This window comes from Pseudomonas caspiana, assembly GCF_002158995.1.
GTDB classification, from domain to species: Bacteria; Pseudomonadota; Gammaproteobacteria; order Pseudomonadales; family Pseudomonadaceae; genus Aquipseudomonas; species Aquipseudomonas caspiana.
Genome location: NZ_LOHF01000001.1, coordinates 438,437 through 464,798, shown reverse-complemented (window position 1 = coordinate 464,798; position 26,362 = coordinate 438,437). Strand labels below are relative to the sequence as shown.

Sequence of the window (26,362 nt, the reverse complement as noted above, 5' to 3'; positions counted from 1 at the left end):
CTACACCTGTACTATTGAAAAGCTCTGGTGGCTGGGGAATGCTTGATCTCTGAACCCCATTATTGAACCGGATTCAAATCATGATGCGATGCCTGGCGGTATTGTGCGCGGTTGTATTCTCCTTGCATGCCTCTGCGCAGGACAAATATTCTGCGCAATATGATGCCTGCATAGAGAAGGCTGAAGGTATTACCGTCAACATGAACGACTGCAACAACAAGGAACTGGCGTTGCAGAACGCCCGCCTCAATGAGTCTTACAAAGCTGCGATGGGCGCCCTTGAAGACGCGCAAAAAACGCAACTGCGTGATGCTCAACGGTTATGGGTGAAATACAGAGACGCTAATTGCTTTATGTATTATCACTTTTCAGGCGGCACCATGGATCAGATCAATGGCGCGGGTTGCATGTTGACCATGACCGTCGACAGGACAGAGGAACTCAAATGGTTTGCCGAGACTGGCGAGTGATTTGAACGCCTCGGTGGCGGCTCGACCGGCGCTAGGGGCCCCATATCTGGGGCCGCTATTCATCAAAGAGAAGACAGCTCTTTCGGCACTGGATACTGGCCACCGTCATATTCCAGCGTAAAGCGGGTAACCACTGGCTTGGCCGGAATTCTTTCGCACTCTTCGCCATTGGGCCGGTTTTGGGTGCCGATGACTTTTTGCTCGATTTCTAGGGCCGCGAGACCATTCGAGCTTTTGTCCGAGATGGAGATTGTGCGCTGTGTATCGGAAAACTCGCCCGCGCATCGAGTGTCCCATTCACCGTTGCTTCTGCTGACTTCCAGCCCGCTCATCAGCGGGCGTAATTGATCGCCCGGGAGCGCGGCGTACAGCGTCAGGACTTTACTTTCGAACGGGTTGGGGCGCGATGAGCCCCCATAGTTCACTCGCACACCAAATGCTCGCAGCTTCGGTGATAACTGATAGCGAGCAGTATCCAGCTCCAGCCCGTAAAAATAGATGGCGTCTGAACTGATCGCCCCCGCTTGATAGTGCCTGGCAATGATTTTGCCGGTGGTTGCGCTTGCGACTATCACCCCCAAGCCATAGTCGCCCTGGCCATCCTCGGCAACATTCTCGGCAAAAGGCAGGGCGGCCAGAATCTGGCTGGAGTCGCCGGGATTGATTTTGCACACCGCATGTTCGGTGTCGAGCGTCAAATCCGGACGCAGCGTCTTGGCCCAGCCCTGGATTTCATTGGTGCAGTCGGCCGATGCAAACAACGGGAAGAATAGCAGTGGCAAAACGGCAAGTTTATGCATTGAGCTGTCGTCCATTTTATAAAGAGGGCGAAAAGTTAGCGCCAGCGTGGCGGACATTGCCCCGTGAACGGGTAATCCGGCCAATGTTTCAGTCTACCGATAAGGCATTCTTGTTTGAGTGCCCGCGATGACAGTAAACAGGCGATATGACACGACCACCATCAGAATTTTCCAGATAAAGGCCTGACTCCATAAGATAATCATACTTGTCGTAACTCCATGCTCGGGGGCGACGAGAATGTCCTGCATAAAACGGATATAGAGGTCGGGTGACATCAACGCGATACTGTGGGTGATCAGCATGTACGGAATGTGGATCCACAAGATGCAACCCAGAATTTTCCAGCCTTGCCCTTTCGTCATGCGGAAACTTTCACGTATAGCGCCGACGCTGTTAAGGCCTCTTAACATAACCAGACACTGGCTGAGTATCAGTTTGATCGTGAGCCAGAATACGAAGGGGAACATCAAAAATTCAACTGTTTCCCAGAATTGTGCGGGCACGTAGTCGACGGTATGGAACATAAGTCGTTGCCATTCTTCCTTCCCCATGAACGGAAGGTCGCGGAGTAGGTAGAGCAACTCGGCAAGCACTGAAAGTACCACCAGATGAGGCCAGCGGCGCAGGGCGATGGACAGCACCTCTGCTTTGGTCAATCGCTCCTCCCGGCTGCGTGCTTCGAGCGTGAGGATCACCACTGCGGCGTAGAACGGGGTAATGATCGGGTTGACCAGAGCGTCCCAGACCCATGGACTCTCGATCCCCAATTGGCTTCTGATAATATTTTTTACGCACATCTCCAATACCAGCAATGGCAGGCATAAAACGGCGATGCTCCCCGCATTTTTCCATAACAGGCCAAACGACGATTTTATAATGTCCAACGGTGCCATAGTGATGACTCCTCAGTGCCAGGCCGTTCGACGACCACGGTATAAAAGCGAAACACCACAAGGCCGTGAAGATTCTGATACATCTGGATTTCCAGCGTTATGAAACAGCTGGCGAAACGAAGTTGTCAGGAACTTCAGTCCATTGATTAACGGCATTCGCAATGTTTATCGGGTTGGGTTCGTTTGCTCGCCATACTGAATATCACGAGCAAATGATTGCATTGATTTGCCGGGTAGACCGGGTTACGAATTACGGCCCATAGCGATCCAGCACAGTGTTTCTTATACCAGGCTCATAAATGATCGATACACTTTGCGGCGCCTCTGTGGCCTCGGCCAAAGCGAGAAATATAGAGCCATATGTGTGTTGGCCGACCTTTACTTCACCAAACGCTGGAGTTGCGTCGAGTTTCCATATGCAGACTGGGACCCCGTTTTCATGAATCCTTTCTGACCAGACAAAAACCGATTCCTCTGGTTTGCCATCGACGTCGAGGTACACGCATTGGCCGACGCGCGCGCCCTCAAAACGCGCTCGATAGAATCCGTCTAGCGCTTCCCACTCCCTCTTCCCTGGTGGTCCTTTGCGGAATACCAGAGGAGGTTCTGGAGGCTTGTCGCTTGCTGCGTTTGCGCCCGACGTTGACGGCGAGGCACGCAGCGTACTCAACGCCATCCAGCCAAGTAACATCACGCCCAGAGCCAGTACCGACAAGAGTCCGATACGTTTCCAGTTCAGGCCTGATGCGTCGTCCGGCGACATGGGTATCAGCTTGATCTGTGTGTTCTCGGCCACGGCGGTGCCCAGGCTGCTCATCTTCTGCGCGCTGTAGTCCGGGATCAGCGTTGCAAGGGGCAGGTTGGCGGGTTTTGCTGCGGGGTTACCAATGGCCAGGGTAAACGGGCCGTCGCCACGGGCGAGGAAGACCACCTGAGGCGCACGCAGTGCGAAGCGCAAGGTCGGCGACGAAGCGCCTAACCCGCCACCGCGCTCATCGAGTTCAAGTTTCACCTGACGCACGATGGTGCCGTGGGTCTCGACTTCATTCTGGACTACTTCCTTGCCGTCTTGCGTCAGCCGGTAAAGCAGACCATTGCCGATCGCTTGCCAGGGTGCCTTGCTGTCGGTTCGACCGTACACGCGGCCGGGGGCGATGCTGTTGGCCTGGGCCATGTCGACTTTCACGCGCTCGACGGGCAGGCCAGTCGGCAATTGCCAGATATAGCTGCCTGGTTTTTCGACGCTTCCAGTCACTGGCTCCGACCAGGCAAGCGGCAACGCGGGGGTATCATTGTTGACTGTCAGAATTTGTGCTGAGGTCAGCATCGGCGCGTTGGGGGTCGAGCTCCATAGCAGCCGCAGATAACGTGCGGTGCGACCGGGCAGGGTGACTTCGCGCTGTTCGACCGTTTGATCGTCGAATGACAGACGCGCTACCTGGCTCGCGCCCCATGGACTCCAGTTCTGCAAATCATCGCTGGCTTCGATGCTGAAACGCTGAAAGCCGTCTTGAGCACTGTCCCAGTCGAGAATCAGTTTTTGCAGCGGCTGGTTGATTGCGCTCATGTCCAAAAGCCAGCCACGCAAGACTTGCTCATCGGCGGCAGCGCCATCCTGAGGCTCAACCTCCACAAGTGTACCGCTGGCGCTGCGCTCAACCTTGATCCTGGGCGCTCTGTCGAGTTCGTTGGCTCTGTTGTAAAGAGGGAACCATTTCACGTTCGTCGGCGTTTGCGATTGCTCCGCCTGAACCGGATTGTGGGCGATGGCATATGCCTGAGCCTGACCCTGGGCGTTGAAAATGCGCAAATCGCCAAGATCCCGCTGGCGCGAATTGAGCTGCACATTCATGGGCAGTTCAATGCGATACCACGGGCCGTTACCGCTTAGTTTCAAGGGCGTCTGGCTCGCGAAATCCGCCTGGGTGTCATCGGCGCTGGCAAGTGTAGAACCCAGCAATGCGACACCGCACAGGGCCAGCCGGAACAGCTGCTTATAACTCAATAGTGTGCTCCTCATAGCGACGGGTCCGGCTTGCCGGCAAATGGATCAGCTTTTTGCGTCGTGTTTTTTTTGGGCGGAAGAGGCGCGAAGTAACCCACCACCAATAGCAGGATGCCGACCCCGATGAAGGAGATGACACGGGCCATGCCGCCCCGGTCGCTCAGCTCTACCAGGAACAGCTTGGCAACCACGACCCCGATCAGCACTGCACCGGTAATCCATACTTCACGCTGCCTGCGAAGATGGCCGCCGATCATCAAGGCCAGTGCCGTCAGGGTCCAGACGATCGAAAGTGCCGCCTGCAGCAGCGAGGGATCGATGGGGCTGCGGAACACCATGCCAGTGATCAGCGCGAACAACGAGGCGCCACCTACGATGATCGCCAGCCGCTTGGCTTGCAGAGCCTCAATGCCGAGCTGCGACAGGTTATTGCGGATCCAGTTCACGATTCCCAGCAGGGCGAACAACAGGCCCAGTTCCAAAGGGTTGAGTACTGGCACATAGGGCAGAGGGTCGGCGTCGACGTAGCTGTAGTAGTTCATCAACCAGAACCACCCTAGCAACCACAGAACGACAGGTACGGCGGCCCAAACACGATAAGCCTTAGGGTACGCGTCAACCGGCCATGGCCAGCGTCGGTTCGCGGCCATGGCAATCAGGTAAAAGCTGGGTATCAGTGAGCCTGCGAGAGAACTCCATGCACTGTAAGCGGCATTGGAGTTGACCAGAATGTATGCGCCGTAAGACAGCTCCAGGCTGAGCAGCACAATGTATAACCAGACACCCAGAATGTGGGCTCCCGCCAGTATTCTGCGTGGCAGCAAGTCAGCCAGGCGATGCAGTGAGAACATGTGGACGATCAGCATTGCGGTCCAACCTACCCATGCCCAGTTGGCGAACAGGTGCCGATAGTCGCCCATGCATATGAGCAACATGAACCAGCCAGCCGGTATCAGCGCCAGGCATAGCGCAGCCAGACCTGGCCAACGCCAATGTGTCGCCAGCCACGTCCACAGACCAACGCTGATCGCGATCGACAGCAGTAACAATGACGCCAGCAGGAAGTGAGGCAACAGATGCATGTGCGCGATGAGTAAAGACATCCCCCACCATGCACCACCCCAGCCCAGCAATATCGCTGAAAGTGCTTTCTCGTTCATGTATCGCAAGGTTTTGATGCGGTGGATCTGCAGGGCGCTGAATAAACCGGCAAGGGCAATGATCATTGGCGTCCAGAAATCCCCTCCTTTTGTAGAGGGGAAGTACCAGGTAGTCATCTCGCCGATGAATGCAAGACCGGCAGCTATTTGCAACAACACACCAAAGCCGCGGGCCAGCAGTCGTTGCTGGCGCATGCCCAGCCAGAAAATCGCTGCACCTTCGATGGCCCAGGCGCTGGTGGTCCATTTCGCGCCCAGCCCTAGCGGAATAGCGAAGGTCGCAAACACAATGCCGAGTGCGAGGCAGGTTTCTACCAGCAACAAGGCACGCCCTGGTGCCCGGCCCGAAAGCAGGCGGGCTATCCCCATGTAAAGCATGCCCAATGCCAGAGCGCTGAACGCCGCGCCGAATTCGAGATCGGCTGTCAGTGAATATTGCAGACCGAAGCCCACGAGCGGGGTGCCAAACAGTAGCGTGCCATCAACGTAGTCACCCTGGCGTCGGGACCATTGCAGCATCGCTTCGCGGCTGGCGTCCGTGGGGGCGTCGCTGAGTTCCTGCAACTTGCGTCGGGCAAACAGCAGGCCGATGGCCAGATACATCAGGAAGAACAGAATCAGGAACGGTTCAACGCTCCAGAACAGATCCGGTGTGTACGAGCGCAGCCCCCATGCGATGCCAATCCCGAACGTGCCGAAAAAACCGATCAGGTTCAGCAGACGCCAGGTCTTGAACCAGGCGATGGCAAAAACCCCGACATTGAGCAAAGCGAAGTAGCTGAACAGCGTGATATGACTGCCCTGGCCTGTGGAGGACAGAATCGGTGCGGCAAAACCGCCCAGTGTTGCCGCACAGGCCAGTGCCAGCGAGTTCTGGGTGATGGCGAGCATGGCGGAGAACAGCATGACGACAATCAATAGTGCGAAGCCCAACGTCGGGTCCAGCAACTCGTGCACGCGAATGGCGCCGCTCACTGTCAGGTACAGCACGCCAACGCCGGTGCCTTGCATCATCAGCGCGAAGGCTGGTTTGCGGCGGCGCAACCACCAGCCCAGCCCGAGTAACGCGATTGCGCTGCCAGCAACGCCGGCGTAACGGGTTTCAATCGGGACCACGACGCCTTCGGTGGCATATCGCAACAGAAACGCGAGGCCCAAAAACAGCACCACAGCCCCCATGCGAAGCACAGTGTTACCACCCAATAGCCAGTTCTGCGCAGCTTGAAGCGCGGCGTTTACAACGTTCGGCATGGCAGGTTTTGACGGCGCAGGTCGGACAGTCGGTTGGCCGGTAGCGGACGACGCGGCGGGTTTGGCGAGTTCGTCCGAAGTTTGCGCCGGAAGCTCCCAGACAAGTTCCGTCTCGGGCATTGGGCTGATAGAGGTGGACGTATTGTCAGGAAGCGGTGCGGACGCGGCAGTTTGCGCCGTCGAGTCTGTTGACTGTGTCGGCATCGATTCCAGCAGCGAGATACGCGCTTGCAGACTCCCTATCTGCTGCTGCGCTTGCGCCAGCTGTTGGCTTTGCCGTACCGACTCCAGGCGCAGGGTTGTTACACGCCGGTTGAGCCAGACGCCGAAGGCAAGCAATAGCAGGGGGGCGCCAATGACCCAGATATATACCGGATTATCAATGAGAACATCGGCTATCCCCAGACCTATTTCCAGAAGAAGAGATAACACTCAATAACTTCCTTTTTAGTAAGGAGCAGGGACGCCTCGATCGCTCACTATTGAGCGTCAGTGCGGGGTGGAACCGTCAACAAATCTGCCAGCGTCGCCTGAAAGATATGAATAAGCCCAAAGTTTGAAATGTGCACTTATTTTCAATAACTTAAAGTGTTTCAGGCGCTTAAAAAATAGTACACATGTACTATACCGTCCTGCGGTAACCAGCCCGTATAAAGTGTCAGTACAATGTTTTTCTCTAAACGGAATTTGAATGCAGACTTCACCGCTGGCTTTGCCTCCACGGCCTGTGACCATCATCGGTTCCGGGCATGCGCTGCCGGACAGAATAGTCACCAGTATCGCCCTTGATCGTGAGCTTGGCCTGGCGGCGGGGAGCGTCGAGCAGATCAGTGGGGTTGTTCAGCGGCATGTCGCGTCCAGCTCCGAAACAGCCGCGAGCCTGGGCGCGACCGCCGCGCGAAATGCCCTGGCGGCGGCCGGTCTCGAGCTGGACCAGATCGACTTGATCGCCTGTGCCAGTGGCACTATGGATCAGGGCATGCCGTGCAACGCCGCGTTGTTGCAACGTGAATTAGGCATGGGTCACTCCGGCATCCCGGCCATGGACATCAATGCCAGTTGCCTGGGGTTTATTGCCGCCATTGACACCTTGTCATGGCCCCTCGTCGCCGGTCGCTACCGGCGTATTCTTCTGGTCTGTTCCGACATCGCGTCCTGTGGACTGGATTGGCAGCATGTGGAAGTCAGCGGCATATTCGGCGACGGCGCAGCGGCTGTCGTTCTGTGCGCGAGCGAAGGCGGGGCGAAGATTATCGCTTCGAACCTGAAGACGTTTGCCGAGGGCGCTCATTTATGCCAGATCCCGGCCGGTGGGTCGCGCTTTCATCCTCGGCGTATCGATATCCCGTTCGAACCTTTGACCAGTTTTTCCATGCAGGGCAAAGGCGTATTCCGTCTTGCCGCGAAGCACTTGCCCACATTGATGAATGATCTGCTGGATCAGGCCGGGCTGACTCAAGACCAGATCGACTGGGTAATCCCTCATCAAGCCAGCCAGCAAGCGATGCAGCATGCGGCCAGGCGCCTGGGTTTTGCCCCGGAGAAAGTCATCGACATTTTTGCTCATCACGGCAATCAGGTGGCTGCCTCGCTGCCGACAGCGCTGGATATAGCGATTCGTGACCAGCGCATTCAGCGCGGGCAGATCCTGATGTTGATCGGTACCGGTGCAGGATTATCGATCGGCGGCATGATCCTGGAGTATTGATGAAAATTCTGGTGACCGGCGGCACTGGTTTCATTGGTCGCCATATCGTCTGGCGACTTGCCTCCCAAGGCTGTGAAGTGCTGTTCAGCGGACGCAATGCGACAGCGGCGGCCGATGTCATTCGGCACAGCCCGGGTGCCATCGAGTGGCTTGCCCTTGAGCATGGTTCTTCAGCCGGGGCGAACAAACTGATCGAGGCCGCGCGGGGCTGCACGGCGGTTGTCCATTGCGCAGCGTTGTCCTCGCCCTGGGGAACGACAGACGCGTTTGCCCAGGCCAATCTGACGGCCACCGAAGAAGTGCTGAACGCCTGTCGCATCAATCAGGTCAAGCGCCTTGTGCACCTTTCGACACCCAGCCTGTACTTTGCCTTTCGTGATCGACTCGATATCCATGAAAGCGAACCTTTGCCAATGCCCGTCAACGAGTACGCACGCACCAAAGCGCTGGCCGAAATGAAGGTTCAGGAGGCGGGTCTTGCCGAGGCGGTGATTTTGCGTCCGCGTGCGGTATTCGGCCCATGGGACGGTACGTTGTTGCCACGGCTGTTGCGTGTCATGCAGCGCGGGCACATACCCCTGATGCGCGGTGGCAGGGCCCGACTGGACCTGACCTGCATCGACAACCTGGTCCACGCCGTGGAGCTGAGCCTTAATCAACCGTTGCCGCGCCCCGTCTGCACTTACAACGTGAGCAACGGTACGCCCCTGGCTTTTGAGGATTTGTTGCATCAAATCGCCGAGCAATTTCACCTCACTCTGCGCACCCGACGCCTGCCATGGCGGTTGGTGGACGCCGTGGCGCTAGCGTTTGAAACCAGCGCTCGACTGCGTCACAGCGGCGAACCTTTACTGACTCGATATGGCGCCGGAGTGCTTGCATTCAGCCAGACCCTGAACCTGGACGCGATACGTAACGAGCTGGGTTACCGCACAGTGATCACTCAGGAGCAGGGCATCCGCCAGCACGCCCAGTGGTGGCTTGCGCAACAGGGCATAAAACCGTGAGCCGCACAGTCAGCCTCAACGTATTGCGCGCCGGTTGGTGCCGACACCTGGCGTGCATGGCTGATCGCAGCGCCCGCTGGGCGCCGACGCGGTTTCCGTCACTGTGCGGCCTGATTCGCCATCCCGACGCCGGCTGGATCCTGTACGACACGGGTTACGCCGAACACTTTTTCAATGCCACCCAAACCTTGCCAGAGCGTTTGTACCGCACCGCAGTGCCGGTGCAATTGCCGATACAGGAGCAGTTGATCGCTCAACTGAATGACTTCGGCATTCAGCCTGAGGATATCCGCACAGTGATCATTTCGCATTTTCACGGCGATCATATCGCCGGGTTGCGGGATTTCAATCAGGCTTCATTCATTGCGCTTGATGCTGACCGTCAGCACATTGAAAGCCTGCGGGACTCGCGCTGGCGGGCGACCCTTGGCGGCCATTTGCCGGGCTTGCTGCCGGACGATTTCGCCAGCCGACTGATCCTGGCTGATCATTGCAGGCCGGCGACCTTGCCTGAATGGATGGCCCCGTTCACCCAAGGCCTGGACCTGTTTGGCGACGGCAGTCTGATCGGCGTGCCGCTGCCGGGACACAGCCGTGGCCAACTGGGGTTGTTCATTCCTGATGCTCAAGGGCGTCCGGTATTTCTGGTGGCCGATGCCTGCTGGTCGGTGCCCGCTTGCCGCGCAGAGCGACTGCCTGCGGCGCCTGCATTGTGGTTTGCCGGTCACGATGCCAGACAGTACAAAAAGACCTATGCCAGCCTCGGCACGCTGATCCGTCGAGAACCTGCCGTGGCGGTGTTACCTTCGCACTGCACGCACGCCTGGGAGGCGTTCAGCAATGAGCAATGAACGCTTGATCGGCAAGCTGCGCAGCGCGCTGAGTTTTCTCAACAGTCGCTATCGCTTGCGCTTCACTCGCAGAGAGCAACTGGAAGCGTGGCAGGCTCAACAGCTGAAGTTTTTTCTGAAAAACGTGGTGCCGACAGCCGAGCGCTTCAAAGACCATCACTTCACTCGTCTGGCGGACTTTCCGCTGATGGACAAAGCGACAATGATGAGCGACTTTGCGGCGTTCAACACTCGCGGTCTTGGTCTGGATCAGGTCTTGCCCGTCGCGCGGCAAGCAGAAGAATCCCGCGATTTCAGCCCTACGCTGGGCGATATAACCGTGGGGCTTTCAAGCGGCACATCCGGTAATCAAGGTGTGTTTCTGGTCAGCACCCTGGAGCGTCAGCGTTGGGCCGGGATTCTGTTGGCGCGGACCTTGCCGGGCCGCTTCCTTCCGCGTTTGCTGTGCTTCTGGCAAGCGCCCTTGCGGATCGCTTTCTTCCTGCGGGCCAATAGCCGTTTGTACACCACGTTGAGCAGTCGCCGTATCGACTTCGCGTTTCACGACCTGACACTCGGGCTCGAAGCGTCACTTGAACGTCTGCAGGCGCAGAACCCCGATGTGCTTGTAGCCCCGGCAACGGTGTTGCGGGGGCTGGCTGAAGCCTCATTAAGCGAGCGTTTGTCGATCCGTCCGACGCATATTCTGTCGGTGGCCGAAGTGCTTGAAAGCACGGATGCAGATGCCGTTCTCAAAGCTTTCGGGGTAATGCCGCAGCAGATTTATCAGGCCAGCGAAGGCTTTCTTGGCTACACCTGCGAGCAAGGGACTTTGCATCTCAATGAAAGCCATCTGCACATTGAACCGGAGTGGCTCGACGCCGGGCACACCCGTTTCCAGCCCATCATTACCGACTTCTCCCGTCGCACGCAGATAATCGTGCGGTATCGCCTCAACGACGTGTTGCGGGTTAGCGAGGCGCCTTGCGCTTGCGGGCGGGTCGAGCGGGCAATCGCCGCTATCGAAGGGCGTGCCGACGATATCCTCTGGCTGCCTGATGTGGCGGGGCGCCAGTTGTGCGCGCTGTATCCGGATGTCGTGCGCCGAACCTTGCTGATGCACGGCGCTACGCTGCAGGAGTATGAAATCCATCAGACGAACCTGAACTGGCAGATCAACGTTCAGGCCCGCTGCGATCATGACGCTCTGTGCCAGGCAATTCGCGAAAGCCTTCAACACCTATGTGCCGGACAGGGCGTACGTCCGCCAGCATTCAGCTTCGGTCACTGGCAAGCTCCGGCCCCGCACTTCAAACGTCGACGCCTGAAGCTCCTGCAATTGCCTGAGGGGCTACCATGCGCGTACTGATTCTGGGGGCTCGTGCACCGGCGTGTCTGGAGTGGGCGAGGGCCTTCAGCGAGGCCGGCTGGACCGTGAGCGTGGGCGACTCGCTGGGGCAGCCGCTGAGCCGTTTCAGTCGTTCAGTGCAGCACTTCGTTCGTTTACCTGAGCCCCGACTCGATCCGGCTGGCTGGATCGAAGCGCTGGCCAGCGTGATCAAGGCACAACGCATTGACCTATTGTTGCCAACCTGCGAAGAAGTGTTCTACCTGGCTCATGGTCTGGAGCGCCTCAGGCCGTTGTGTCGGGTGCTGACCAGTGATTTTGCGCTGTTGCACCGACTGCATCACAAGGGGCAATTCGCGGCCATGACTCAGGACTGGACATTATCGACGCCGGAAACCCGCCTGCTGACGGATCAGCAGTCCGTGTTGGCGCTAAGTGCAGAGACTGCGCAGTGGGTGTTCAAACCGGCTTACTCGCGTTTCGCTTCACAGACCCTGATCCGGCCCGACGCGAGTCTGGTTAGCAAGGTTCAGCCCAGTATCGAGGCGCCCTGGGTTGCGCAGCGGTTTATTCAAGGGCGGGAGTTTTGCAGCTTCAGCGTCCTGGTGGAGGGCCAGTTGCGCGCTCATAGCGTCTACCAGCCGCGCTATCGGGTAGGCCGGGGTTCGGGAATCTATTTCACTCCTGCGAGGCCGGAATCTGTGCGGTTATTCCTGGAACAGTTCGGCCATGAAACTGGCTATACAGGGCAAGTCGGCTTTGACTTTATCGAAGATCACGCTGGCCGTTTCCATGTACTGGAGTGCAACCCTCGGGCCACCAGCGGCGTGCACCTGTTCGACAACCAGCGTCAGGCGCTGGTGAGCAGCCTTGGCGAAGCATCCGGCAGCGTGCTTGAACCCACCCAGGAACCACGAATGATCGCGCTGGCGATGCTTTTACTGGCTGCGCCTTCACGGGCGTTGAGCAGGACGTTCTGGCGTGATTACCGTATGGCCCGCGACGTGATCGTTCAGCAAGGTGATGTGCTGCCGCTGGCGGCTCAATGGCTGAGCCTGGGGGAAATCCTCTGTCGCGCTGCCTCTCGCCGCTGCGGGGTGCTGGCCGCATCCACCGCAGACATCGAGTGGAACGGCCAGGCATTAGCGGACCCGCCGCAATGAAATTACTGTTCCAGCAGCAGCTCCTTCAGGAGCCGGTGACACCCCACGACAGTCCCGCCCGACAATACGTCCGTGGTTGGGCCGAGGCAGGATTGATCGCCAATGTCAGCACGCGGATGGCGCTGCTGGATACCGGCACGCAGCAGCTTGCGGTGAGCATCAACGACGGACATGACCCTGAAGACAACTGCTATGTGGTGTCGCCCCGTACCGCCTACAGCGGGTATGCCCGCGAAGAGCTCAAGCGCCTCGGCCGCCCGTGGCTGACCCGACCGCTGAGTGCGCTGACCCGAGGCGTCGACGCTTTGTTGAGTTCGGCCAAAGTCGACAAGCTGGTCCAGGTCAACAACTGGCTGCTGTCCACCAACCTGTATCCCGCTGACTGGGATCTGAGTGAGCTGCCGCAGATCAGTGCTTTTTTGCAGCGGACATTTCCTGATCATGCGCTGTGTTTTCGCTCGATCAATGAGTTCAGCAACCGCGAGCTGAAACAACGTTTGCGAGCGCTGGGCTTTCTGAGCATTCCCAGTCGACAGGTGTATGTATTCGACGGCCGGAGCGGGGTGGATGCACCGTTTCTCCGGCATCACAACACCCGGCTCGACCGCACATTGTTGCGGCGCAGCCCCTATGAAGTAGTGCCGGGTGCTGCCCTGAACGACAGTGATTTTCTACGGGTGGAACAGCTTTATAACCTGCTGTATCTGGACAAGTATTGCCGACTCAATCCGCATTACAGCGCCCGCTGGATGCAGCGTGGTCAACGAGAAGGCTGGCTGGAGATGCGTGTTCTGCGCACCCCGGATGGCCGTATCGATGGCGCGCTGGGCTGGTTCGCCAATGACTCGACCCTCAGCACTCCGATTGTGGGATACGACACCGCGTTGCCACAGAAGGCCGGTTTGTACCGGCAACTGACCTGTCTGTGCCTGCTCGAAGCCGCCGAGCGCCGTACGGTACTGAATTTCAGCTCCGGCGCCGCAGGCTTCAAGCGCTTGCGCGGGGGGCAGCCGCAGATCGAATACAGCCTGATCAAGGTCGCCCATTTGTCTTGGGGGCGTCGCTGGATATGGCGATTGCTCAGTGTTCTGCTGCATGGAATCGGTGTGCCCCTCATGAGAACACTCAAACTGTGAATCGCCTTGCTCAATGGTGGCCGGTCGCACTGAGCCACGAACTGAAAAATGCCCCGATGGCGTGTCAGGTTCACGACATGCCTCTGGTGCTGTTCCGCGCCGACGATGGACTTGCGGCCGCATTACCCGATCGTTGTCCGCATCGTTTTGCGCCGTTGAGTCAGGGCAAGGTGCGCGATGGACACATTGAATGCCCTTATCACGGTTGGCGGTTCGCAGGGGATGGTCGGTGCACCCGAGTCCCCGGCACTGATCACGTCCCCTCCAGCAAAGCATTGCTGAGCAGCCTGGCCTGCTGCGAAGCCCATGGTCTGGTGTGGGTCTGCCTGAGTGACCAGCGTCCGGTTGATTTGCCCGTTGCCCCGGCCGAGCACGGACAGAAACTCGATACGTTCTGGATGACCGATCAAGTGCAGTGTTCATTGCAGGATGCAGCGGAAAACTTCCTGGACGGATTTCATACCCATTTTGTCCATGCGGGCTGGATCCGTCATGACAAGCAGCGCCAACACATCACGGCCCGGGTTCGCCCGCTCGATGACGGTATCGAGGCGATTTACAGTGAAGAGGGCAAACAGTCCGGGCTTATCTCGCGATTGTTCGAGGGGCAGCGTGGCAAAAGCATGGGACGTTTTCGCCTGCCAGGGCTCTCGGAAATCGAGTACCGCGATGGCAACGATCGCCTTAATCTGCTGGTCAGCGCCTGGATGACGCCCTGTGCGGACGGGCAGTTGCGGGTTTTCGCGCGAGTGGCGACGGCGCGGGGCAAAATTCCCGCCGTGTTGAAGCGTGCGGTATTGCGGCAGGCGTTCAAGGTCATCTTGCGCCAGGACCGACAGATTCTGGAGCAGGTCAGCGCCAACAGGCGACGCTTCCAGCAATATCCGGTCATGCCGCTGGACGGCCCGCAGGACTTGCTCGGGCCCGGCATCAGGCATTTGCTTGAGCACGGGCAGCCGCTGGATTTTGAAGAGCGCACTGTTGATATTTCGCTGTAAAGCGCCCCAATCCGGCAGGACCGAATTCATTCGGGAAGGCGGTATTCCTGACGACGCAGGTGCGTCGAATGTACCGGCCCCTTCGCGAATGAATCCCACAGGAGTCAATGATGACGTGGCACCGGCTTTAGCCGGGAAGAGGCCGGGACAGACGCTGAATTTTCATCAGTAGGAACACCGCTTTCCCGGCTAAAGCCGGTCCCACGTCGTCAATCAGCTTGCGGACAAGCATAGAATCTCCACTGGTAAGAGATCTCAGGATCTGTAGTTGAAAAGACTCACTGCCGACTCTGAGAATCCTGGCGGTTGATTGAATCGTTGGCGTCCTTCTGATAGCGCGGGGCAAAGTGGGGCAGCAGTAACCGCGCCCAAGACGAGACGATTTTGCTGGTTTCCTGAGGGCAGCGTGCAGCTCTCGATTTCGGTAGCAGCCCTCGATCGACAATCGACGCATACTCCTGAGGATTACGGCCGTAAACCATGCAAAGCAGATTGTAATAACGCTGTTCATTCAAGGAGTGCTCATCCGAGAACGCGTCATTGTGCGTGTTGCCGTTTTGCAGTGATGCATTGTTTTTGAACCAGGTAGCCGTCATTGCCAGTACGCGAGTCAGCTGTTCAGGTGTCTCATCACGGTTGACGTGGAACAGAATCATGGTCGCCGCCATTTGATCGACTGCGTCTTCTTCACGGCCGGTAGAGGGCAGGTTCAGCAAGTCGATAAATGCATGGCCGGTTTCATGCAACAGAATAAAACGCAGGTTGGATTTGACGTAATCAGTGGGGAAATCAGGATCGTTGCTCGTATTCAGTTCATCGGCCTGACGCAGCAGGTAGTTGACCATCTCATAGCAGAGGAAGACTGCCGAGTCTTTCGGGCTGTAGAACGCATTCACCATCCCGCACTCCATGGCCACATAGTGCAGAGGGCGAGGCATCATGAACATGCCGTCCATGGCGTCAATTTCTACGTTACCGACCAGCAAGTCAGCCTTGCGCGTGAAACGGTAGGCATCTTCCAGTCGAGCATCACGCGGAGCCTGATAGGTATAGGAAAAACGTGTGCCCTTGCCGTCCGAGACATCGGTTTTTTGCGCATTCTGTGCGGCAGGTTGCTGCTGTGCGGGCTGTTGTTGCACAGGTTGTTGCTGAGCAGGTTGCTGTGCGGGTGGTGGCGTATTTGCGTTATTTGCAGGCGGGTTGCCGCCGGCTTGGTTATTGGCAGCCTGGGCCAGCCCGACAAGGTAGGAGTAGTCAGGTTCTCTTGTCTGGCGAGGGGGATCGAAGGGTTCAAAGGTGTTTGAAATCAATACCGAGATCGGCTGCATTTCTGCGTCCCGACTGCCGCTCCAGACCAGATCATAACCTCGGACTTCGCCACCACGCTGTTCATAGCGGCTGTAATATTTTCCGGTGCCGCGATCACCCGAGATGATGAACAAACTGCCTTTTCTGAACGAGTAAGCGACGGTGGATTTACCGTTGCCGGTCAGGTCGTTGTACAGCGTGTCGATGGCGTCGGGTTTGACGTTATCGATACGTAATAGCTGGATCGAAACACTCCGATCTTCAGAATCAATATTGACGAAGTTCGGTTCCGGGCTGGTGGTCCTTGTGAGCAACTGTGAAGGGTAGGCCAGCGTCACGCCGGATTTGGGTTCGGTGATCGTCGTCCAGCCGTACTTCTTACGGTTATTCAGCGCCATACCACCCAGATGCACCGCGAGATCGGCATTGAGCATCCCGGTGCCAGGTTGCTTGTATTGCTGCTGAACAGTGGCAATGGCGTCCCGTGTGCCTTTGCCAAACTGGCCATCGATCCAACCGTTGTAAAAACCGCCCCAGATCAAGCCTTCCTGAATCAGCTTTCGTTCATCGAGGTTGAGCGAGCCTTCTGTGTTGTCGGCATTCTGGGTGGCATAAGGGTTTGCGGGGGCTGCAGCACCCGCGAACACGCCTCCAGGCTGCCAGGCAAGGGTTGCGACAGCTGTGATGAACGCCACGTGCACCATGCGATTTTTCCAGCTCGTCGAGGAGCGGGTTGCTACAGTCCCTATCGTCAATGGAATAGCCCCTGAAGTGCGCACGCTAGATAAAGTAAGTTCGTCATCATTTATTTCAGTTGTCAGGTAGTGCTTCATAGCCTTCGATTGCATAGCCCTTGATGCTCGTGCCTGTCAGGTGGGCGTCATCGCACCTGTAACTTCGCCTTTCATAACTGTAGGAAGTCCGTATCTGATTGATATCGCGTATAAGCCGCCGGAATTGCCAGCCTTCCTCGACTTCGTAAGTCAGGTGTTTGTCATCAATGGCGATCACGCCGTCGGAGTAGATCAACGTCTGCCTCGATCCGTCGTCACCGGGTAAAGGCTGCGGATCGGCTTTCTGCTGATCGGCTCGCCACGTCGTCTCGAGGAAAGCACGGCAGGCAGAAGCGCTGGGCAACGTGCGGTCTTCGATCGTACTGGGTGGCAGTTGCCCGCTGGCATGCACGCAAACGGGCAGGGCCAGAAGTACAAGTGGCACCATCAAGCCTGCCAGGGCTTTACGAGGTGTTGTTGTCCTGACGGATGCAGTCGCCATACTCCGTAGTTATCCTTGATTGCTGCACAGTCGACGTCTTTTAATGTCGGCTGCGGAGTCACACCATCGGCAGACGTTGCAGAAGTTGGTTATTAGCAATTTACGGGGAAACTATAAAATTCCAATAGCACATCCGTACTATAGGTGCGGCGAGAGTGAGTGTGCTAACAACTAAAATTAACAAACGTTATGTCAACGGTTCCCTGAACATTCCCAGATGCTCAATCGGAACAACACCTCATTGCGGCGTCTGCGCATCATGGCGATCAGTTGAACTGCTGTTCTTCTGATACCGCGGTGCCAGGTATGGCGACAGGAAGCCTACCCATGCTTCATATTTTTTCGGCGCATCTTCTCTGCAACTTGCTGCTCTGGATTCCGGAAGCAACTGCTGATCGACAATCGAGGCGTACTTCTTCGGGCTGCTGCCATAAATCATGCACAGCACGTTGGAATACCGCTCCTCATTCCAGGCGTGTTTGTCGGAAAAATAGTCGCGGGTGTAAGCCGGTTGCACTGATGGATCGGCTTTGAACCCGGCCGCGTTCATTGCCAGCATGTGCGTGAGTTCTTCAGGATCGTCCTCATTTTTCATACCCAGCAGAATCAGGGTGGCGACCAGTTGATCGACAGCTTCTTCTACGTTCATAGGCGGTGGCAGTTTCAAGAGGTCCATGAGCGCATGGCCTGTCGCATGAAGAAGAATAAGCTGCAGCCTGGCTTTAATGTATTGAAGCTGGAATGCCGGATCCTTATCGACGTAGAGAGATTTAGCCTCGCGAATAAGGTAGTCGACCATCTCATAACACAGGAAAACTGCGGCTTCCTCGGGCTCGTAGTCCGCATCCACGCGACAAGGTCTGGCGATATAACGCAGAGGATGTTGCGTCATGAACATCCCATCCAGCGCGGCGATTGCGACGTTGCTTCTCAGCAAGTCAGACTTGCGTGCCACGCGATAGGCGTCTACAGCTTTGCCACTCGTGAGCTCCTCGTACAAATAGGTAAAGCGCGGGCCAAGCCCATCGGCAGTAGCTTTTACCGGCGCTTGCCGCTCAAGGGATGAAGCCTTGTTGCTGACGGATTGTTTTTTTATTTCCCTGGAGAGCTCACTCAGGTAGGGGTAATGAGGAAACTTTATCCCGCGAGGTTTAAGAAAAGGGTCGTATGTCGAGGGCGTGCTGAATGGGTCGAAACTGTTGGCAATCAAGGGGGAGAGAATTTGCATCTCCGTATCACGCTCGCGGAACCACACCAGGTCATAGCCACGAATTTCAGTCCCTCGTTGTTCGTAACGGCTGTAGTGTTTGAGATCACCACGCTCTCCGGCGCTGACGAACATATTCTCGTTCTTTAATCTGTAGGTGATGGTCGACTTTGAATTTTCAGTCGTTTGCTTATAAAGGGCGTCAATAGCGCCCAATTTAACGCCAATCTGGTTCACCATCTGAAGCAATATTTTCTTGTCGTCCGATACAAACCCCATCGCTCCGGTGCGCGGGTCGGGAGAGGGCGTAAGCAGTGCGGTCGGGTAGGACAGCATCACGCCCGTTTTAGAGTCGGTAAAACTGTCCCAGCCGAATTTGTTTCTTGAGTGTTGGGCTAACTGGTAAAGACGCGCGGCCATTTTGGTACTCAGCCGACCTGTTTCGGGTTGTTGGTACTGTTGCTGAAGTAACGCAATAGCGTCACGCGTGTCCTTTTCAAAGTTGCCATCGATCCGGCCGGTATAGACCGTGCTCCAGATCAAGCCTTCCTGAATGATTTTGCGCTCATCAAGATTGAGCAGGTTTTCAATATCATCCGTAGTCTGAACGGGATAGGGCGGAACGGGCGCTGTCTGCTCGGCAAACGTGTTCAGTGGCTGCCACAGAAATGCTGACGCAGTAGTAATGAACGCCAAACGCACCACGTGATTTCTCCAGCGTTTCGATGCGCCGTTTGCAACAGTCAGTATCGTCAATGAGTTGGATCCTTTGCTTCTGAGATGGCCTGTGCCTGCCGATCAGGCCCGTCGTTCGTGGCACATGACGTCAACGAAATTCCGGATAGTCCTGAATCAATCTGGCTTCCACGGTATCGGCCAATGCATAGCGCTCCACCGATTTCATTTCCTGCACCAAACTCCAGGGCGTGTCGATCAGGAGGTGGCCCACGCTGAATTCAGGAAGTCCATTGCGGCGGCGCAGGGCCTGGACGGCAAGCAGCTCAGCCGGGAAGCAGCGATCCAGCGTGGCGTCAAACTCATACCTTTCCCGGTCTGTATTTTCCTTGCTCCGGCTGATATGAAAGTCAGCCGCGTCCTGCATGACGGTGGTGAAGGTGGCTTCATCTTCGCTTTGCCAGTGCTCCAATAGCGCCTGATAACTAGGGACGAGCGGCTTTGGCGCAATGAAATCCGTTTCGATGTTGAATGCCTGGGAAAACAGGCCAATCAGGAAAGCGTCGCTGGTACCGCGCTTTATTCTGCGCATCTCACGCATTGTGTTAATGCGCTGGTCTTTCTCGGCCATTTCGATGAACACGCGGGCACAGATCTCGGCGCGGTCCCACCATGAAAACATCGCCGGACTGGCAGCTGCCATGCCGTATTTGAACTCTCTTGGCCAGCTCCCCAGATCCTGACGCATATGGCTGTACATACCATCCCAACGCAGCATCAGCGCCCTCAATGAGGCTGCGCGTTGAAGCGTATGGGCATTGGCCTGTCGCCGCGAAGAAATGCGTCACAGCTTGCTACATCGTAGTGATGAGCCAGGCTGTCCAGATGCAGTCCTGTCTTGGCGTGCAGTGGCCCTGGGATATCTATGTAGTCCTGGACAGCCGCCGTGAAGCGCTCGTATTTGCCATCAAGCTCGGCGCGCTCGATCCACTCGCGACAATCCAGTGCGAGCGGCTTCAGGGATGGATGGATATTGCTTTGCATGCGAAGTGGCGCTCCTGAGTCTGATGATGTGAACGCGCTTACCGAGGGTTTTGCAGAAACACCACATACCCCAAAAATCCCTCACTGCGCTCCAGATAAGCCGGTGCGCTCCATTCGCCGCCCTGAATCAGTCCCACTTTGAAAGGCAGCCCCAAGCGACTGAGGCCTGGTAGATAGGCTTTGTAATCCGCAATGCTGTACCTGCCCTGATAGGTTTGAACCACCACTTCGTCAATCACGCCTTTTAGCTCGCCGATGACCGAAGCGTCGGCGTTACTGCTCCAGTCCATCAGGCCGGTGATGCTCAGCCGATAATTTTCCGGAAGGCGCTGACGCAGATCGCGCAGGAACTCCACGTACTCGTCGAGGTGTCGCGTACGGGCGTCAAAATCGATCTGTATGCCTGCAACGTTGCTACCGGTCTGCTGCCATCGATTGAGCTGCCCGAGCAACTGCGTGTAGACAGCGTCCGGCCAGCGCAGGGTATGTGCACGATAAACAATCCAGAGCTCTTCTTGAGGCAGCCTGGAGACTGCCATGCCCTGCGCGACAAAATTTACGCGTCGGTGGCGCTCGCTGCGTGAACTGCTGATTTGTCCCTGTAGCACATACAGCGTCCTGGCCTTGTCGAGCACCTCTTGCGATGACACGCCTCCCCAAAGCCAGAACGCGTCGTAGTCTTCGGCATCAACGGCTGCAGATGCTGAAGCAATCTGCAGCACGCTGACCAGCGTCAGCCAGAACAGCGTCCGCATTTACCAGTAATACTGCTGGGATTTAGCCCAACGAGTATCGGCAAATTCTTTCTTTAGGTTCTGGAACCAGTATTTTCGGACGCTGGGTTCAACATCCTCTCCGCCACAGCTATTGATACCCGCCGGGGCATAGCAATTGATCCCGCGGTAAAGCGCATAAGCGACGTCGGTATGGCTGGCATTTGGATTGTTTTTGACCGTTATGTAAGCGCTATGTCTTGCGAACGCGGCCCCCGGGAAGCCAGAGGGCCCGCTCCCGAGTACACCGTCAGTCAGTTGTTCATTTAATGGAGAGTTGTCCAGGTGGTTACGCAGCATGAACTCACCCATGCAAATCAGGCCTTGGGAGTCGCCTGGGTTCTTGTCCAGCGCAGCTGCCGCCTCGGCAATACTCGGACAGCGGTAACCGGACTCCGCTTTCTCACCATTCCATTTGAACAGTGCCAGCGACTGTCCTTGATCGTATCGATAGCCCAGGCTGTAACTGAGTCTGGTATCAGGTAGCGAATCAGGCAGTTGTTTCAGGTCTTGGGCAAACGCTGCAAACTGACCGTGCACCAATTGCTTGTAGAGCAGCAGGAAGAGGGCGGTGTCACGTTCAGTTTTGCTGATCCCTTGGCTAACCTGTTGTCGCAACAGATCTGCGTTGGCCGATTTGCCGAGCAGGATATACCGCACTTTCTCGTTCTTGATCGGTGAGTCTGCGCGGAATGCGTCAGCTACCTGGCCATTGCGCTCATAGTTCATGGCCAGCACCAGTTGCAGTTGTTCTTGCTGCAAAGGCAATTGGGCCTTGCTCAACAACTGCAGCCAGAGCTGCTGTGCCGTCTTGTCATCCTTGATGGCCTCAAGCGCCAGACCACGCAACATTTGCTGGCTGAACGCGACATAGCCAAGCGTGTCGGGCACCTCGGCAGGCAACAGCTGCAGCGCGCGGTTCGGATTTTTTTCGGTATAGAAGGCGACTGCCGCTTGCAGGTAGCTGAACAGTGCAGGCTGTTTAGCAAAAATGTCCTTTTGCTGGAGCAGGGCGGGTTCAGTCAACGTGTTCGATGTCCCCACGCGCATCCACATCAGGTCGTTGACCGCCGTGATCAGTGCCGAACTGACAGGCGCTTTATTAGGCGTGATCAGCTTCAGATCCAGCTCACGAATCAGCGCATTGTAGACAGCGCTGTCGGGTTGAGCGCCTTTGTCGATGTCGGCGAACAGGGCCTCGTACTCCGAGGCAAGCTTGTCAGTGTCCTGTAACAGCCAATGGACCCTGCGCAGCAATCCGTTGGCGGTGGCGGAATACAAGCCCGACGGGAGCGTTTCAAGATATTTTTCGAAAGCCTCTTCAGCGCGTTGTGCAGCCGCTTTATCCACCCGGTCAGGCTTGAGCTCGCCGTACTCAAAGGCTTTCTCCTGAGCCAGATTCAACTCGCTGCGGCCGATCAGGTACAGCGACGTGTCTTTCAGCCAGGTATTGGGATTATTCGCGAGTGACGTGAAGCCATTGGTGGCTTCAAGGAAGCGACCGCTGTAAAAATCCCCTGCCGCTTGCAGATAGGTGGTGAAGGACTTGCCGGCAGCGGACTGCACATCAACGGGCAACATGCGGGTAAATTGCTCTCGCTCCCAGCTGCAAGCTGCGAGCATACGCAAACGGCTGGTGCCCAGTGCCGAGCGTTCAGCCGGGGATAAATCCGGTGCGTCGACCAGCGCCTGAATAAAACCTGCGGCGGTCTGCTCATTGTTGCTCCGGCAGCGACTGCCTTCACCGTCGATCAGAGTCGAGCTGGCAACCTCCGCCTGCTCGCGCTTGATTCCCAGGCTGGTGAGCAAGGCATCGAGGCTCTGGCTTTTTTTGCTCTCGGGAACATCCGGCTCCACAGCGTCTGACGCAGGCTGAAGACGATAGTAGGCAAACGGTACCTCACCATAGCCTTCCGCGATGTCATCTTTGCTCAGGGGCGCAGGTGTCAGCGGCAACTTTCCGGAATCGGCCAATAACAGGCGCAAGTTGACGGTGCTGTCATTGCTGGGGCTGAGAAAAGGGAAGTTGCTGCAAACGCTGAATTGATTTGTGTTGACCGACCAGGTCGGTGCGCAGGAGTCATCATCACTCGCCTGAGCCTGGAAAGCAGTGATTGCACTTACAGCAAGAGCCAGCGTTGTCAGCAAGCGATGGTGCATAAAACATCCTTTAGATAACTAACAGATCAGCGCAGATCAGCGATGCGCATGATGGGCATTGATAAAGGCTATACCGAGGGCGTGCACGAACAAATAGCACACATGTGCTATTGAAAACGGCTTGGCATGAATGAATTAATTGACGTCACTGGCTACCTTTTTGAGGCCGACTACTCAACGTCAGTCATGACAGGCGAGCACTATCAGAATCCATGAAGGGGTTGCCCATGGAGTTAGCACTTGCGCTGAATGTTAGAAAGGTTTTTCGACATGCTGTCCTGTACGGTTCGGGCATCGCTATCGGAATCGGCATCGTGCTGATGTGGGACACAGTGCGATCCCCATCTTTTTTAACGGATGGATTACCAACCTCCTGGAATGGTGCCTCTGCGGAGTTCGACAGTCGCTTACGCGCCCGTTTTCCCTTGGGTATGCCCGCCAGCGATTTCATTCGCGAGCTCAACAAGGAAGGTTTCAAGCCCACGTGGTTTGAAAGTGCCGGTTATTACGGTGCTGTCCGCCGTGAGGGATGGATACCGTGCAGGGTGACTGCCAGGGTTCGTTGGCAGCCCGGGCCGGGCGATACGCTGGCTTACATCGACGGTAACTATCGGGAAGAGGGCTGTCTGTAATCACGATTAACAGGGTGGCGGGAAACATCAGGTTCAAGGATTGCATTCAAGGATTACAAAGGATCCTCTTAATGAAGTACCCCGTTGTTGCAGTTCTATTGCTGGCTTTTACTTCTCAGTATGTTCTGGCGCGCTCCGTGGATTGTGGTAAGGCATCAGCCGAAATAGAACATCTGATATGTGCCGACTCCCGACTGGTCACTGCTGACGCGGCAATGGGTACAGCCTATGCAGCGATCCTGAAGAGCACCGATGATGCAGGGATTCGCAGCATGCTGATTGCGAGCCAGCGTCGCTGGATTGCCGCAAGAGATCAGAATCTGGGGGAGCTGCGTGACAGCATTGATGGGAGAACAGGTGAGCCATACACCCGACAGGCGCAGAGCACTATCGTGCTGAACGCTATTCAGGAGCGTACCCGGCAACTGGGCCGGATGTCCGGTCAGCCATCAGCGAAACCCGAACTGGTTCAACAAGCCATTGACCAGCAAACATTTGATTCAGGATTTACAGGTGGCCGATTCGCCGGAAGCGATGTAGCGTGCGAATTTGTACCACAAGCGGACGCCTATGCTTACGGTTGTTTCGGGACTCGCTTTCACCAGAATAACAACCGGGTTTGCAGCCTTTCCCAGGATTGGGCCAGCGGGGAGCTGTATCAGACTCGTGCTGTCGCAGAGATCATTGACGGCAAGCCGAAGCTGATTGCGACGTGCAAACCTGGTATCAAGGATTGCGCTGAAGGCAGTTCTGGCTGGAGCGCCAGCTCCGGTGTACCGGACGCAGACACGCAACGTATGTATGACCAGATTGATAAAAAACCGTTATCCCGACTGGACGTCGAACTCGATGATCCGGAACAGGGTGATGAGCAGTGGTTGGAACAATGCCTGAAGGAGCCCGGCTTTCCATGGGGCACTTCCGCTGACCTTGGTGCCATGTTTGACGAGATTTACGCTTTGCGTAAACCCGTCGGGTTTGAACAGCTCGATGTCAGTGATGTGGTCACCCGATATTTTCCGTTGAATACTCGTAAGACAGTTCTCACCCAGGCGTTCGCTCCGTCCGGGACCTGGGTGATTGTCGAGGATCTGCCCGACAGGCTTGTGGTTCGGGATAATCGGGGAAGGGCTCTGGTGGACCTTGATGCCAGTTCTGTTGTGATGACGTTCTCGTTCAGTAAGAGCAGCACGCTTAGTCAGGTACGGGCCGTCCGTATAAAAAGCCAGTAGAAAAACTGGCTGGTTTCAAACAGTCAGTTAGTACAACACTCGATGGTCTCCGCGAGCGAACAGGTCTTCCTCAGTTTGCCCGCCCAATCCAACCTCCAATACGTGATGGAGTTATAAATGTCCAAGCTTGCAGAGTTTCGTTTGCTGGAAAGAAAATTGGCTGAACAGCTCAAAGAGCTGGATGCACTGAAAGGCGATGCAGAGCTCAAGAAAGAGATCGAATTCGAAACCAGGTTGCGCAGCCTGTTGGCTGAATACGGTTTCAGCCTGAAAAATGTGGTGGCCGTGCTTGATCCACACGCTGCTGCTCCCCGGTTCACGACCGACAAGCCTGTCACCGAGCGCAGAACCCGCCGGGCGCGAGTGATCAAGGTGTTCAAGAACCCCGAGACGGGGGAGGTTGTTGAAACGAAAGGCGGCAATCATCGCACCCTCAAAGAGTGGAAAGCCAAATACGGTGCAGACGTCGTAGACTCGTGGCTCGCTAGCTGATTTTAATAAAATAACACCCGATAGTGCGCCGGGCGCGATCGTATTGCTTTCATACGGCCCCGGCTTTCTACTTCGCACGCCTTATTCTTTTACCCCCATAGCACATGTGTACTATTTTTTAAGGAAATGGCAGCGGGTATCGTTTGGTCTTATCGCAATCACTCTGGAGACTAAACAGCATGTTCAAAAAAATTGCGTTATCGCTTTTTGTCGTTTCAAGTTTGGCAGGCTGTAATGTCATCGCCAGCAAAACCAATGTGCTGGATGATGAGAAGGTCAAATCGATTGGAGCCGGCGCTTTAGGTTATGCGCCTGAAGATTTGACCCTCGTCAATCGTCGTACCGATGGCACTAACACGTACGCCAACTTTAAAACCAACGACAAGAAAGAATTTGTTTGCATTATTAACGGTGGCAACCTCCTGACCATGGGTATGACCAATCCGCCTTCGTGCTCGAAAAAAGGTGAGCCCGTCAAGCAATCGCCTTATTAAGGCTTCACGCTCTCTTTATCTGAATTCGGGTTGATCAGCTGATGTAATTTGCTTACGTCGCGGATCAGCCCGGTTTATTTTCAGGTAGTTGATAAGCTCCATTTCATTGAGTATCAACCATGATGGAGCGCACTAGCACCGCGAGCCGCGATGGCGTCCTGCCTGATCCACCGCGATCGCAGCCTTCGGCAGCTCCTACAGATCGCAATGTTTGCGAGACAGCGCGGTGTCATCGATACCCCGGTACAACTATTAAATTTGGAACACTTTTCCGTAGGAGCTCACGAGCACCGCGAGGCA

22 protein-coding genes and 1 pseudogene are annotated in these 26,362 nt (G+C 56.2%); 12 read left to right on the top strand and 11 right to left on the bottom strand.

The window, feature by feature from the left end:
- Positions 1-80: 80 nt before the first annotated feature.
- Positions 81-470 carry a lysozyme inhibitor LprI family protein gene (locus AUC60_RS02070; protein WP_087264419.1) on the top strand — a complete coding sequence of 130 codons (390 nt, stop codon included), beginning with the start codon at positions 81-83 and terminating at the stop codon, positions 468-470.
- Positions 471-532: 62 nt separating this feature from the next.
- Here AUC60_RS02070 and AUC60_RS02065 read toward each other — a convergent pair whose 3' ends face one another.
- From AUC60_RS02065 to AUC60_RS02050, 4 genes and pseudogenes are all read right to left on the bottom strand, one after another.
- Positions 533-1,327: a PA3715 family protein gene (locus AUC60_RS02065; RefSeq protein WP_144443210.1), complete on the bottom strand. Its 795-nt coding sequence runs from the start codon at positions 1,325-1,327 to the stop codon at positions 533-535.
- 36 nt (positions 1,328-1,363) lie between these two features.
- Positions 1,364-2,164, bottom strand: a complete 801-nt coding sequence (locus AUC60_RS02060) for a hypothetical protein (RefSeq protein WP_087264417.1) — start codon at positions 2,162-2,164, stop codon at positions 1,364-1,366.
- 649 nt (positions 2,165-2,813) lie between these two features.
- Positions 2,814-4,184: pseudogene (locus tag AUC60_RS02055) on the bottom strand (DUF3999 domain-containing protein); the annotation flags it as partial.
- Positions 4,181-7,012, bottom strand: a complete 2,832-nt coding sequence (locus AUC60_RS02050; RefSeq protein WP_087264415.1) for a DUF2339 domain-containing protein — start codon at positions 7,010-7,012, stop codon at positions 4,181-4,183. The pseudogene AUC60_RS02055 and the gene AUC60_RS02050, both read right to left, overlap by 4 nt.
- A 259-nt stretch (positions 7,013-7,271) precedes the next feature.
- Here AUC60_RS02050 and AUC60_RS02045 point away from each other — a divergent pair, with 259 nt between their 5' ends.
- Genes AUC60_RS02045 through AUC60_RS02015 form a run of 7 tightly spaced genes read left to right on the top strand, consistent with a single transcriptional unit; the run spans position 7,272 to position 14,770 of the window.
- Positions 7,272-8,288 (top strand): beta-ketoacyl-ACP synthase 3, encoded by a 1,017-nt coding sequence (locus AUC60_RS02045; protein WP_087264414.1) that lies wholly within the window; start codon positions 7,272-7,274, stop codon positions 8,286-8,288.
- Entirely contained in the window at positions 8,288-9,295 is a 1,008-nt protein-coding gene (locus AUC60_RS02040; RefSeq protein WP_087264413.1) for an NAD-dependent epimerase/dehydratase family protein, read from the top strand. Before AUC60_RS02045 ends, AUC60_RS02040 begins: the two co-directional genes overlap by 1 nt.
- Positions 9,292-10,146, top strand: coding sequence for an MBL fold metallo-hydrolase (locus tag AUC60_RS02035; protein ID WP_087264412.1), 855 nt, complete (start codon positions 9,292-9,294; stop codon positions 10,144-10,146). Before AUC60_RS02040 ends, AUC60_RS02035 begins: the two co-directional genes overlap by 4 nt.
- A complete protein-coding gene (locus AUC60_RS02030; protein WP_087264411.1) occupies positions 10,136-11,494 on the top strand; it encodes a F390 synthetase-related protein in 1,359 nt (452 codons plus the stop codon). Before AUC60_RS02035 ends, AUC60_RS02030 begins: the two co-directional genes overlap by 11 nt.
- Complete coding sequence (locus tag AUC60_RS02025) at positions 11,482-12,636, top strand: ATP-grasp domain-containing protein (protein WP_087264410.1); 1,155 nt, start codon at positions 11,482-11,484, stop codon at positions 12,634-12,636. Before AUC60_RS02030 ends, AUC60_RS02025 begins: the two co-directional genes overlap by 13 nt.
- Positions 12,633-13,772, top strand: coding sequence for a hypothetical protein (locus AUC60_RS02020; protein WP_087264409.1), 1,140 nt, complete (start codon positions 12,633-12,635; stop codon positions 13,770-13,772). The genes AUC60_RS02025 and AUC60_RS02020 overlap by 4 nt, the downstream gene beginning before the upstream one ends.
- Positions 13,769-14,770 (top strand): aromatic ring-hydroxylating oxygenase subunit alpha, encoded by a 1,002-nt coding sequence (locus AUC60_RS02015; RefSeq protein ID WP_087264408.1) that lies wholly within the window; start codon positions 13,769-13,771, stop codon positions 14,768-14,770. The genes AUC60_RS02020 and AUC60_RS02015 overlap by 4 nt, the downstream gene beginning before the upstream one ends.
- 278 nt (positions 14,771-15,048) lie before the next feature.
- On the opposite strand, the gene AUC60_RS02010 is transcribed toward AUC60_RS02015, so the two are convergent.
- From AUC60_RS02010 to AUC60_RS01980, 7 genes are all read right to left on the bottom strand, one after another.
- Positions 15,049-16,782 (bottom strand): DUF4344 domain-containing metallopeptidase, encoded by a 1,734-nt coding sequence (locus AUC60_RS02010; protein ID WP_158099093.1) that lies wholly within the window; start codon positions 16,780-16,782, stop codon positions 15,049-15,051.
- 106 nt (positions 16,783-16,888) lie between these two features.
- Positions 16,889-17,353, bottom strand: coding sequence for a hypothetical protein (locus tag AUC60_RS02005; protein ID WP_144443209.1), 465 nt, complete (start codon positions 17,351-17,353; stop codon positions 16,889-16,891).
- A gap of 238 nt (positions 17,354-17,591) precedes the next feature.
- A complete protein-coding gene (locus AUC60_RS02000; RefSeq protein ID WP_144443208.1) occupies positions 17,592-19,316 on the bottom strand; it encodes a DUF4344 domain-containing metallopeptidase in 1,725 nt (574 codons plus the stop codon).
- A 70-nt stretch (positions 19,317-19,386) separates the two neighbouring features.
- Positions 19,387-19,983: a hypothetical protein gene (locus tag AUC60_RS01995; protein WP_144443207.1), complete on the bottom strand. Its 597-nt coding sequence runs from the start codon at positions 19,981-19,983 to the stop codon at positions 19,387-19,389.
- A 38-nt stretch (positions 19,984-20,021) separates the two neighbouring features.
- Positions 20,022-20,279 (bottom strand): hypothetical protein, encoded by a 258-nt coding sequence (locus tag AUC60_RS01990; protein WP_087264403.1) that lies wholly within the window; start codon positions 20,277-20,279, stop codon positions 20,022-20,024.
- Positions 20,280-20,317: 38 nt separating this feature from the next.
- On the bottom strand, positions 20,318-21,034 hold the full coding sequence (locus AUC60_RS01985; protein ID WP_087264402.1) for a DUF3142 domain-containing protein: 717 nt from the start codon (positions 21,032-21,034) through the stop codon (positions 20,318-20,320).
- Positions 21,035-23,212: a PA5441 family protein gene (locus AUC60_RS01980; protein ID WP_087264401.1), complete on the bottom strand. Its 2,178-nt coding sequence runs from the start codon at positions 23,210-23,212 to the stop codon at positions 21,035-21,037. It abuts the gene before it with no gap.
- 227 nt (positions 23,213-23,439) lie between these two features.
- Between AUC60_RS01980 and AUC60_RS01975 the strand changes: the two genes are divergently transcribed.
- From AUC60_RS01975 to AUC60_RS01960, 4 genes are all read left to right on the top strand, one after another.
- Entirely contained in the window at positions 23,440-23,844 is a 405-nt protein-coding gene (locus tag AUC60_RS01975; RefSeq protein ID WP_144443206.1) for a hypothetical protein, read from the top strand.
- A gap of 14 nt (positions 23,845-23,858) precedes the next feature.
- On the top strand, positions 23,859-25,076 hold the full coding sequence (locus AUC60_RS01970) for a DUF6393 family protein (protein WP_144443205.1): 1,218 nt from the start codon (positions 23,859-23,861) through the stop codon (positions 25,074-25,076).
- 117 nt (positions 25,077-25,193) lie between these two features.
- Positions 25,194-25,568 (top strand): histone-like nucleoid-structuring protein, MvaT/MvaU family, encoded by a 375-nt coding sequence (locus AUC60_RS01965; RefSeq protein WP_087264398.1) that lies wholly within the window; start codon positions 25,194-25,196, stop codon positions 25,566-25,568.
- A gap of 179 nt (positions 25,569-25,747) precedes the next feature.
- A complete protein-coding gene (locus tag AUC60_RS01960; RefSeq protein ID WP_087264397.1) occupies positions 25,748-26,062 on the top strand; it encodes a hypothetical protein in 315 nt (104 codons plus the stop codon).
- The last annotated feature ends 300 nt before the right edge of the window (positions 26,063-26,362 follow it).